At 36.7% G+C, this 12,447-nt stretch carries 8 protein-coding genes; 5 read left to right on the plus strand and 3 right to left on the minus strand.

The features are described 5' to 3' along the window. Window positions 1-34: 34 nt before the first annotated feature. Complete coding sequence (locus PH235_RS10095; RefSeq protein WP_272162210.1) at window positions 35-361, minus strand: type II toxin-antitoxin system RelE/ParE family toxin; 327 nt, start codon at window positions 359-361, stop codon at window positions 35-37. Between the two features lie 2 nt (window positions 362-363). Further along, window positions 364-672 carry a type II toxin-antitoxin system RelB/DinJ family antitoxin gene (locus PH235_RS10100; protein ID WP_272162211.1) on the minus strand — a complete coding sequence of 103 codons (309 nt, stop codon included), beginning with the start codon at window positions 670-672 and terminating at the stop codon, window positions 364-366. A gap of 315 nt (window positions 673-987) precedes the next feature. On the opposite strand from PH235_RS10100, the gene PH235_RS10105 reads away from it, so the two are divergent. The 3 genes from PH235_RS10105 (at window position 988) to PH235_RS10115 (ending at window position 4,813) form a co-directional block, all read left to right on the plus strand. Continuing rightward, window positions 988-2,574 (plus strand): type I restriction-modification system subunit M, encoded by a 1,587-nt coding sequence (locus tag PH235_RS10105; RefSeq protein ID WP_272162212.1) that lies wholly within the window; start codon window positions 988-990, stop codon window positions 2,572-2,574. Beyond that, window positions 2,574-3,800, plus strand: coding sequence for a restriction endonuclease subunit S (locus PH235_RS10110; protein WP_272162213.1), 1,227 nt, complete (start codon window positions 2,574-2,576; stop codon window positions 3,798-3,800). The genes PH235_RS10105 and PH235_RS10110 overlap by 1 nt, the downstream gene beginning before the upstream one ends. A gap of 83 nt (window positions 3,801-3,883) precedes the next feature. Continuing rightward, window positions 3,884-4,813, plus strand: coding sequence for a site-specific integrase (locus PH235_RS10115; RefSeq protein ID WP_272162214.1), 930 nt, complete (start codon window positions 3,884-3,886; stop codon window positions 4,811-4,813). Window positions 4,814-4,844: 31 nt separating this feature from the next. On the opposite strand, the gene PH235_RS10120 is transcribed toward PH235_RS10115, so the two are convergent. Then, window positions 4,845-6,047 (minus strand): restriction endonuclease subunit S, encoded by a 1,203-nt coding sequence (locus PH235_RS10120; protein ID WP_272162245.1) that lies wholly within the window; start codon window positions 6,045-6,047, stop codon window positions 4,845-4,847. Window positions 6,048-6,129: 82 nt separating this feature from the next. Here PH235_RS10120 and PH235_RS10125 point away from each other — a divergent pair, with 82 nt between their 5' ends. Together PH235_RS10125 and PH235_RS10130 are read left to right on the plus strand one after the other, a co-directional pair. Further along, window positions 6,130-9,291: a type I restriction endonuclease subunit R gene (locus PH235_RS10125; RefSeq protein WP_272162215.1), complete on the plus strand. Its 3,162-nt coding sequence runs from the start codon at window positions 6,130-6,132 to the stop codon at window positions 9,289-9,291. A gap of 263 nt (window positions 9,292-9,554) precedes the next feature. Then, window positions 9,555-12,137: a TrlF family AAA-like ATPase gene (locus PH235_RS10130; RefSeq protein ID WP_272162216.1), complete on the plus strand. Its 2,583-nt coding sequence runs from the start codon at window positions 9,555-9,557 to the stop codon at window positions 12,135-12,137. Window positions 12,138-12,447 lie beyond the last annotated feature (310 nt).

Raw genomic sequence — 12,447 nt, forward strand, 5'->3', positions numbered from 1 at the left:
CAGAGATGCTTGCTAATTCTTAAGGTCCACTGCTCTAGAATAAAGAGGAGAAATCTTGCTTCTGATGAAATATCCTTACGATAGTGATTAGCTTATTCTCATCTTCAACATAGTAAACCGCTACGTAAGGATCTACAAATAGCAATCGATAGCCGATTTCGGTCGATACAGGAACACCTAATTTATCATTTGCAAGAACGCCCATATTTGGAACACTTTTTAATAATTCAATTCGATCAATGATGGAAAGAACATATGCATCTGTTCGAGCTTTTTCTATAAAATACTCCCCCACATATGCGCTGATTGATTGTAAATCTTCTATAGCTACTTCTGAAAATTCAATTGAATATTTTTTCATAATCAGCCCTTATTCGAACTGGTGAACAAAGCTCTTACTTCGTCGATCCCTTTTGTTTTGCCCTGCTTAGCAGCGTCCGTCCCTTTGGCGAGTTCAGCCTGAAGTTTTCTTAGTTGGATTGTTTTCTGGTCGTCATTAGTAACTTCGAAGGGCAGCCCGTTATGTCTGATTATCTGATCAAGAGTCATATTAATGACAGTGCTTAAATCCAATTGCATACCTTCAACAATTTCAGTCGCTTTTTTCTTTAATTCCCGATTGGTTCTTACACGGATGTAGTCATCTTTAACATTTGGAGAGTTTGTTCCCATAATAATGACCTCCTTTTACCTCATTGTAATCACATTGACGTACAAAGTAAAGTTTGATGCAATCAAGTAGGGAATAATATCATTCTGCAGAATATGAAAAAAAGTTTTTAATCTATTAAAGCGATTTGTTCTAATGTTCGCTTACATACATCGTAAGTTAGTGGTATCATTAAAGGTATTTCAAAAATAATAAATAATATGGGATGACTAAAATACAGTTATGAAATGCCTTGTTATAGGACTATACGGAGCTATAGTATCGTATATTAGGCGTTTTTTCCATGTTACAAAGTACGTTCAAAGAGGAGTTATCATATGGGTGCCGAGTTAAATTCAAAATTATTTAGTGCTGCTGACAATTTGCGCAGTAAGATGGATGCGTCTGAATATAAAAATTATTTACTAGGGTTAATTTTCTACAAATATCTCTCAGATAAACTTTTAGAAAAGGTTGTAGAGTTAGCTGACGAATCTCTGACGGAATACAACACGCCAGAAAAGCAAACGCAATTATATCGTGACTTATTGGTAGACGAAGATTCGAAGAGCGATCTGATTGAAACCTTAGTGGACACTCTAGGTTATGATATCGAACCTGACTTCCTATTCAATGTTTTGACGAGCGAAGCGAAACAGAACATTTTCCAATTGAATGATTTGAATAAAGCATTCATTGATCTTTCGACAAAATACAGCCAGTTCAATGGTTTGTTCGATGACGTAGATCTGAAATCCAAAAAGCTTGGAGCAGATGATCAGCAACGGAACATTACAATTTCTGAAGTACTAAAAAAACTGAATGATGTCGATGTGCTTGGTCATAATGGAGATGTTATCGGGGATGCTTATGAATTCCTGATCAGCCAATTTGCCTCTGAAGCAGGAAAAAAGGCAGGCGAGTTCTATACACCACACGAAGTATCCGACATGATGGCGCGCATCGCAGCCATCGGGCAGGAAGACAAACAACTATTCAGCGTATTTGATCCGACTATGGGATCGGGTTCGTTGATGCTGAATATACGCAACTACTTAAACTATCCTGAAAGCGTGAAATATCATGGTCAGGAGTTGAATACTACTACCTTCAATTTGGCAAAAATGAACCTCATTTTGCATGGCGTCGACAATGAAGATATCCGTTTGCGAAACGGCGATACGTTGAACAAAGACTGGCCTACAGATGAACCGTACACTTTCGATTCGGTTGTAATGAATCCGCCTTATTCAGCCAAATGGTCTGCTGATGATACTTTCTTGGATGATTCACGCTTCAATAAATACGGAAAACTAGCACCAAAATCGAAAGCTGACTTTGCGTTCTTGTTGCACGGCTTTTACCACTTGAAAGATTCCGGAACTATGGCCATTGTATTGCCTCATGGCGTTCTGTTCCGCGGAGCAGCAGAGGGTGTCATCCGTAAGAAACTGCTAGAAGATGGCAGCATCGATACAGTAATTGGGATGCCAGTAAATCTGTTCTTTGGAACTTCAATTCCTACTACAGTCATTATTCTGAAGAAAAACCGTACAACACGCGACGTTCTGTTTATTGATGCAAGCAAGGATTTTCTTAAAGGTAAGAACCAGAATAAGCTATCGATAGAGAACATTGATAAAGTTGTCGAAACCTATAAAAATAGAGAAGACGTTGAGAAGTACGCGTACGTTGCTAGCTTCGATGAAATCAAAGAGAACGACTTCAACTTGAACATTCCTCGCTACGTGGATACCTTTGAAGAGCAGGAAGAAATCGACATTGTTGACCTAAGCAATGAGCTAGTGGCTCTCAATCAGCAAATCAAAGAAGCCGAAAATGATTTCCTTTCGATGCTCGATGAATTAGCGGTTACTGATGAAACGCGCGATATTATCGAAGCTACGAAGGCGGTGTTTCGGTGATGACTGAACCGGAAAAAAGAGTGCCGGAATTGCGCTTTAAAGACTTTGTTGATGATTGGGAACAGCGTAAGTTTGAGGATGGAACTTCAAAAATTGGTGATGGACTTCACGGTACTCCTGAATACACAGAAAATGGAGAAGTTGCTTTCATCAATGGAAATAACTTAGTAAACGGAAAAATAGTAATTAATGATCAAACTAAATTTGTTACAAGTAAACAGCAATCTAAAGCTGATGCAGAATTGAATGAGAATACAATACTAATGTCAATAAATGGAACAATTGGAAATCTTGCTTGGTATAAAGGTGAAAAACTCATGTTGGGTAAGAGTGCTGCCTTTATTGAAGTTAAATCTTTCCACAAAAAATTCATATATCAACTACTTCAAACACACAAAATTAAGAATTATTTTTTGAATAATTTAACAGGAACTACGATAAAAAACTTAGGTTTAAAAACTATAAGAGAAACCCCGATTTTAGTTCCAAATTCAGATGAACAGGAAAAAGTGGGTTCATTCTTTGAAAGATTAGATGACACTATCGCTCTTCATCAGCGAAAACTTGATTTATTAAATCAGCTGAAACAAACGTTTCTACAAGTGATGTTTCCAAAAAATGAGGGGAATGTTCCAACCCTAAGATTTGCAGGTTTTTCCGAACCATGGGAACAGCATAAGTTAGGTGAACTTGCTTATGTAGTTGGTGGTGGAACCCCAAGTACGAGCACTGACGATTATTGGAATGGGAATATCAACTGGTATTCCCCTGCTGAAATTGGAAACCAAATCTTTGTAAAGGGTAGTCAAAAGAGAATTACAAAGGCTGGCTTACAAAAAAGTTCTGCTAAAATTTTGCCGGTTGGAACAGTTTTATTTACTTCTCGTGCTGGAATTGGAAAGACTGCAATCCTAGCTAAAGAAGGAGCAACAAATCAAGGCTTTCAATCGATTGTTCCTCATGAAAATGAACTGGATTCTTATTTCATTTATTCAAGAACCCATGAATTGAAACAGTATGGAGAAACAATTGGAGCTGGCTCAACTTTTATAGAAGTGTCAGGTAAGCAAATGGTCAAAATGCCCATCTTAACTCCTCCGTTGGAGGAGCAAACTAAAATCGGATTTTTCTTTAAGCAGCTAGATAATAATATCGGTCTTCAGCAAGGCAAGCTCGAAAACTTATTAGAATTGAAGTTCGTGCTGTTAGGAAAGATGTTCATCTAGCCAATTTTTTGCAGTAACAAGAAAACCTCCTGATAATAAAGTGATGACATGTTCATCAAATATATTATCAGGAGGTTTTTATTTTGGTTAGAAAGAGAAAATCAAATCAGTTGTTTTACGAGTACTTTGAGGAATGGATTGAGTTATACAAGGTTGGTGCAGTTCGGTCCGTTACATTGAACAAGTATAATATGTCTTTGCAAAGGGTTTATGAACTGGCGCCGAGTTTGAAAATTGGAGAGATGGATAGAAGGAGGTACCAACAGTTACTAAATGATTATGCTCTTACACATGAGAAACAAACTACAATGGATTTTCATCATCAGTTAAAAGGAGCCATACTTGATGCTGTTGATGAGGGCTTGATTGATACGAATCCAACGCGAAAAATTATCATTAAAGGTAAGCAGCCCAAAGAGAAGCGAACGAAATTTTTAAATCAGTTTGAAATTCAGGCACTGTTAAGACAATTAGATTTGACACAGGAAATAAATTGGGACTGGTTTATCTTGTTAGTTGCAAAAACAGGGCTTCGCTTTTCAGAGGCATTAGCTCTTACTCCAAATGATTTCGACTTTTCCAAGCAGAAGCTAAGTATCACTAAAACTTGGAACTACAAAGGAACCAAAGGAGATTTCCAACCTACGAAGAATGAGTCTTCGAAACGAACACTCCAAATTGATTGGCAGACAGCCATGCAATTCTCCCAGCTTATTAAACATCTGGATGCTGATAAGCCAATTTTCGTAAAGAACAGAGTTTTTAATTCTACAATCAACTATCGCCTGAAAACACTCTGCACAAATGCGAACATCCCTATCATCACAATTCACAGTCTCAGACATACACATGCTTCATTATTATTGTTTGCAGGCGTGTCAATTGCGAGCGTTGCCACTAGACTAGGGCATTCAAGTATGACCACAACCCAAGAAACGTATCTCCATATCATTCAAGAACTTGAAAATCAAGATAATGAGAAGATCATGAAGCATTTGGCTCTGCTGTTGTAAGCCAATTTAAAAAGGCACCTCGTGTGCCTTTTTAAATGAACATTTTATTTAGTAAAGTGCTTTTTAAAGATTGAATGTTATCAATCTTTTGTTGATGAAGATCGATAGTATCGTCTAGCTTTCTAAAGTAGTTACCTAATGATTTCTGTTCATCAAATTCAGGAATATGAATTAAGAAATCACTTAATACTTCCTTAGTGATAGTTTTTATAGTACCGCCTGGAGCCGTTCTTTTTTCAATTTCAAATAATTGTTGAATTACATATGCAAAATAGTATTCATCTATTGGTTGCTTATAGCTCTCAAATATCAAAAGTGTTCTGTCCACATATGAAGGATATTGAGTTATCGCTACTCGGCCAATACTACCTTGTAATGTTACAACCACTTTCCCAGCTTCTACAAATACACTTTTTGGTTGAGCCAATTTACTAATTTTCTGCTTTGTGTTATTAACTAGTCTTAAGTTATTCCCAACGTCAACAACCTGGACAAACGGCATTCCGTTTGTTTCATCGTACCATTTCTTTTCACCATACGGTTGAGGAAATGAACCTCTTCTAAAATTTGCCATCTCAATTAACTTACGCGGTTCCCAGGGTTCGGAAAAACCATCAAATCTTAGGGTTGGAATATTCCACCCATTGTGAGGAAACATCACTTGTAGAAACGTTTGTTTCAGCTGATTTAATAAATCAAGTTTTCGCTGATGAAGAGCGAAAGTATCATCAAGTTTTTTGAAAAACGTACCGATTTGGATTTGTTCTTGTAATCTAGGCATAAGCATAGGCATTTTTGCCATTTGCTTACCTGACACTTCTATAAAAGTTGAGCCAGCTCCAATTGTTTCTCCATACTGTTTCAATTCATGGGTTCTTGAATAAATGAAATAAGAATCCAGTTCATTTTCATGAGGAACAATCGATTGAAAGCCTTGATTTGTTGCTCCTTCTTTAGCTAGGATTGCAGTCTTTCCAATTCCAGCACGAGAAGTAAATAAAACTGTTCCAACCGGCAAAATTTTAGCAGAACTTTTTTGTAAGCCAGCCTTTGTAATTCTCTTTTGACTACCCTTTACAAAGATTTGGTTTCCAATTTCAGCAGGGGAATACCAGTCGATATTCCCATTCCAATAATCGTCAGTGCTCGTACTTGGGGTTCCGCCACCAACTATATCCGATATTTCACCTAACTTACGCTGTTCCCAAGCTCTTAACGTCCAATGCTCAGAAATACCACATTAAATGAAACAATCGTGATATAATTTAATAGATAATTTGTGGGGGAATTAAGTATATAGTTTAGGTGGGAAGCTTATGTGCAAAATTCCGAGAAACGATGAGGCAACAATTGAAGAAAATCTGATTCAGGTTCTGGGTGAGGGACATAATCAGTGGAACTATCGCAAGGACCTAAAATCAGAAGAGGATTTATGGCAGAATTTACGCAGAAAAATTACCCAAAATAACTTATCCGAAATCGGCGAGAATCCGATCACGGATAAAGAATTTGATTCGATAAAAATAGAGCTATTGTTGCACACAAAGACGCCATTCCATGCCGCAAAGTGGTTGAAGGGCGAAAATGGCATTGCGCGCATTACCATCGATCGTGAAGAAGTAGCTTTGGGCTCGATGTCATTGATTCTCTATTCAAACCAGGACATCGGCGGGGGGATTTCCACTTATGAGGTGGTTAATCAAATTGCTAAACGCAAGGCGGATATCGATGATAGGGAACGTAGATTTGATGTGACCTTATTGATCAACGGCCTGCCGATTGTTCAAATCGAATTGAAACAAGCAGGCGCGAAAGATGGCTATTATCAGGCATTCAATCAAATTAAAAAATATGCCGAAGAAGGCATGTTTCGGAATAATATCTTTTCAACGCTGCAGCTGTTTGTGATTTCAAATGAACACACGACCCGCTATTTTGCGAATGCGCTACCAAAAAATATGGATCGAAAATTCCTGTTCAGCTGGAGAACGACCGATAACCGAAAAGTTGAAAATATATATGAGTTTGTGAAGCAAGTACTCAATATTCCGGATGCGCATCGCTTGATTGCGCATTATACAATTGTCAGCGAAGACAATGATAACAAGGTGTTAATGGTGCTGCATCCTTATCAAATCCATGCTATTGAGGCATTGTTTACATCTGCAATGAAACATAAATCCGGATTTATTTGGCATGCGACGGGCTCTGGTAAAACACTGACCAGCTTCGTGTCTACAAAATTGCTGGCACGCAAGCCGGGTGTTGATCGGACGATCATGCTGATAGACCGCAAGGACTTGGACAATCAAACAACCAGTGAGTTTACAAAATTTGCTTCCGAATTCAATACGGGGATATCTTCTGGAAATGTGCGGGCAAATAGCCTGATCGTTGGGACTGGAAGCTCAAAGGAACTCAGTAAGACGCTGTTGTCTGACACCAATAACAACACGGTGATCATCACGACCCGTCAAAAACTGGAGTCGGCTTTGCGTCACGCTCAGAAACAAAAAGAAAATAAAAACGTGGAACGATTCAAGAAGTTATTGGGACAGCACATTGTTTTCGTCGTGGATGAATGTCATCGTGCGTTGAGTGCTGAAGGGATGGATGAAATCAAAAAGTTTTTCCCGAATTCGACCTGGTTCGGTTTCACGGGAACGCCGATTTTTGAAGAAAACAAAAAGCAAGCCAAGGGTCAGCTAGCCCGGACGACTCATGACCAATACGGAGAGCAACTGCATACCTATACGATCAAAAATGCGTTAGATGACAACGCTGTTCTTGGATTCCAAGTTGAGCATGAGGATACGATCCAGCAAACAACATTGAACAATCATATTTTCAATCAGCTCAAGGTGAATGAGAAATATGCCAGTTACAGTGTTGACGGGATCAATGATGTGATCGATCAGATGCCAGCGGTTGAGAAAGAAGACTATTTGGAAGCATCTGTTTATGAACGGGATGAGCATATCCAAAAAGTGCTGCACAAGATATTCCGTCCCGATAATGCTTATGTTAAATTCGACTTCCAAAATGGCCGTCCGCAAAAGTCAGCTATTTTGACGACTAGTTCGATTGATATGGCAAAAAAATATTACCATGCCATTAAGGCAATGACAAAAGAGCCCAATTGGATTCAGCGGGAATTCGCCGATCATCCAATCCGCACCGGTCGTACTATTGAGGATCCTGATTTCCCAAGAATCGCAATCACGTATTCGTTGCAAGAAAATGAAGTAGACTCAGCCGAAAATCAAAAAGAAATGAAGAAAATCATCAAGGACTACAACCAATACTACAAATCAGCTTGGGCAATCGATGATATCGACCGATACAACGGAGACATTAACAATCGCCTTGCTCGCAAAAGGGCGGAATTCAAAGAGTTCGGTAAACAGGTTGACTTGGTCATTGTCGTGGATAGGTTATTGACTGGTTTCGATGCACCAACCATCCAGACTTTATTTGTCGACCGCAACCTAAGCTATGCCAATTTGATTCAGGCCTTTTCCCGTACCAATCGAACATACCCTAATAAAACAAAAGGATTGATCGTTTCGTTTCGAAAACCGCACACGATGGAGAAAAATGTCGCTGAAGCAACCAGGCTATATTCGGAAGCGAAGGAAGAAACGGATCTTATTTATCCGACCTACGAAAAATCCAGAAAAAAATTCAACAAGGGACACAAACGACTCACTGGCTTCATTTCAGAACACCCGGATATTAGGGTTGAGTCACCAGTAGAACAAAGAATTGAGTTCATCAAAGCCTTCCAGGAACTGAATAATTCATTCGAAGCCCTTGTGACATACGATGATTACAATGACGATATGGAAAAGTCTAAAACCTTAAAAGAACAAGTGATGATCTTGGAAGAGAACCTGGGACTTTACCATACGATAAAAGGATCCCTTGTTGACCCAGGACCTATTGACCCAATTACTCCAACTGGTTTATCAGAAATCGAATTCTATTCAGATAACCCAATCAAACTCTATGATATCGATTCAACTTATATCGATCAGCTTTTGAATACCTATTCCGCGCACAATAAAAACGTACGGGATGATATAGAGAAAGCCATGCAGAAGTTGAACAAATCCGAGGTTGTCCGAGAAGTATACCGTGCGATTTTGAATGACATTGACTCGAAAAGGGTTGACCCTGAAGAAGACATTTTTGCGCTAAAACGACGTTACTTTACAACTGCCAAAAATGACACGATTGCAGATTTTGCCACGAATTGGTTTGTCTCTGCAACACCGTTGTACTCATCTGCCGTTCAATACGTAGTGGGTATGGAGCCTATTCCAAATATTGGTAGCATCATTGACAGCCTAAATTTCGAAGAGTACAAGGCACTTAATCCTAATACTAAGAAATTTCAATACGGTCCAGAAATGAAACGTGAATGGCGGAAGGTGCTGGACGAAGGAGTAGTTCCGTTGGATGATGAGTTAAGATAGTTCATGTTTTACGATTGCTGTTATTAAGGCATAACCTCGCTGATATGGGAGGATGAAATGATTCTGTACAATTTATTGGTTTAGTAGGGCGATTCCTGGAGGATTATGACTAATTTAAGCATAAAATCTAAAATAATTGCTTTCAGAACTCATAATAATTAAGCTACTGATGAAAACATAGAGTCAAGAATTTCATTTAACATTTGGGAAGAACTATGATTGTCTTGGAAAGATAATATAAATCAAACCTGAGGAGGAATTATATGTTTGAAAAAGGTACTAAATGGATTAGGGCTGACTATCATCTCCACACAAGAGCAGATAAAGAATTTACATATTCAGGTGATCCCGATAGGTTTGTTAGCGATTTTGTTGATAAACTAACAGAACAAAACATAGGTTTAGGTGTTATAACTAACCACAATAAGTTTGATTTGGGTGAGTATAAAGGAATAAAAAAGAAAGCAAAAAATGAAGGGATCATTATTCTCCCTGGAGTTGAATTATCTGTAAAAGAAGGGTCAAACGGAATTCATTGTCTTATTATTTTTAATGATGAGGAGTGGATAAAAGGCACAAATGAATCAATCAACCAATTTCTAGATGAAGTTTTTAAAGGAATCAACAACAGAGAAAACGAGAATACCAGGTGTAATAAAGATTTAGCTGGAGCAATCGAATGCTTAAATAGCTATAATAAAGATTATTTTATTATTATGGCTCATGTAGAACAAAAGAGTGGTTTTTTTAAAGAATGTGAAGGAGGACTAATAGGTTCTCTTTCCTCTAATATATGGTTTAAAAGTAAAGTATTGGCTTTTCAAAAAGGCCGAACACGCGATAAAATGAAAAAAGTTAAAGAGTGGATGACCTACGAAATTCCTTATGTGGAAGCGTCAGATTGTAAATCTATAGATCAAATAGGGAAGGGCAAAAGGTCCTATATAAAAATTGGCGATGGTAGTTTTGACTCAATATTGTTGTCTTTTAAAGATTTCAGAAATAGACTTTCTCTAGAAGGGAAAATAGTAAGTCACGGTTTTATCAAATCAGCAGAATTTATTGGGGGAAAATTGGATTCACAAAAAATTTTTTTATCTCCCGAATTAAATTGTCTTATTGGAATTAGAGGTAGTGGTAAATCAAGTGTGATAGAAGCGATTAGATATGCTTTAGATTTACCTGTGTCAGAGTCGGATAAGTCATACAAAACTGACGTAGTTAAGAATCTATTAGGCTCTGGTGGACAAATTATATTGAAGGTCCAAGATGATTATCAATATAATTATACAATCAAGAGGATTTTAAATGAAACACCACATGTATTAAATGAAGAAGGCAATGACATTGGAGTTAAAATTGACACAATCTTGAAGGCTCCTTTATATTTTGGTCAAAAAGATTTATCCTCTACTGGTAACGGCTTTGAACTAGAATTATTAGATAAGTTAGTGGGACAAAAAAAATTAGAATCTAGACAACATTTGAAAACTATCAACGAAGATTTAGTTAAGGAAATAAAAAGTCTTTTTGATTTAGAAGACTCGATCAATGGTGTAGCAGATTTGAAAACAAGTTTAAATGATACACAACATAAAATTAATACTTTTGAGGATAAAGGTGTAGCAGATAAATTATCTAGGCAGGTAAATTATCAAAGTAACATGAAACATTTCGATAATGTCGAAAAACAAGTTTCTGATTATATTGAAAAAATAAATCATCTTATTAATTCAACGGAGCTAGAAGAATTATCTAGACTAAAATCAGCTAAATCGGTAGAATCTTCTGAACTTTTTTTAAAATTAAGTAAAGAGATTGTAGATGTTATAGCCACAAAAAATGATTTAAGAGAGCTGAAAGAATCTATAACCAAACACTCTGATACAATTATCGTTTACAAGAATAATTTGCAATTAACATTAGATTCTTTAGAAGAGGAATTTGCTGAAATCAAAAGAGAAATTAATATTCCGAATTTAGACCCTGATGATTATGGTAAGTTAAAGGACCGGGAAGAAAAATTAACAAAATCAATTGATGATGCTTCTAAAAGAGAAGAATTGAAGGGTGAAATTCTTACTAGAATTAGAGCGCTCTCTTCTACACGAAATGATGCCTTATTGAAAGAATTTAATGCATACAATGAAGAAATTGATAAGATTAATAATAGTCAAAATTCTCTTCAATTAAGTATATCGTTCAAAGGTAATAAAAAAGCATTTTTAGATAAACTGAACATTATGTTTAGAGGTTCTGGCATCACTCAATCAGCTTATAGCAATATTAGTGAGAGATTTCCTGATTTTACTGCACTAATAATAGATGTAATGCTAGAGAATTCAGTTGGGATCTCTGAATTAATAACCGATACTCAACTTACAAAAATTAAAGAAAAAATCCACAATGGCTATGATGAATACATTAAAATTAAAACCCCTAATCTCATTGAGATAAATTATCATGGGAAACCAATAATCAAACATTCCATTGGTCAAAGGGCGTCTGCTTTAGTGTTGTTTATTTTGACACAAAAGGAAAATAATCTGATCATGATAGACCAACCTGAAGATGATTTAGACAATCAAGTAATATATAAAGAGATAATCAAAGAAATTAAACTCCGAAAACCTGATGTGCAGTTCCTTTTTGCGACTCATAATGCTAATATTCCGGTATTAGGAGACTCTGAACAAGTTATATCTGTTGCGTATGATCAGAGCGCAATTGAGCTTTCTACAGGTAGTATAGACAACAAAGAGATACAAAAAAGAATTGTAGATATAATGGAAGGAGGTTCTGAAGCATTTAATAAGCGAAATGAAATTTATAGTTTGTGGAAATAATGATGAATAATGCGGTTAGACAGTACAGTTTTCCTGAATAAAAATTTGAAATATTGATGAATTATATTTACAATGCGTATGTTAATAGCTCACCTTTCACAATTGGAAAAGGTGAGAGAATCTTAAGGTTAACAGTTCTATGATTTCCCATAGATAAAATATTCGAAGTATATGTGTCTGATTTAATAAAAATCACCTTGTGCCTACTTTTTCAGTATGAAACAAGCGTTCAGAAAAATGCACCTAAATGATATGAAATCGAGATATAAAAACAATTTGGATTTTTTTGAGATAATAAAGTTCCACCAAA

Source organism: Trichococcus sp. K1Tr (assembly GCF_028309625.1).
In the GTDB taxonomy this organism is placed as follows: Bacteria; Bacillota; Bacilli; order Lactobacillales; family Aerococcaceae; genus Trichococcus.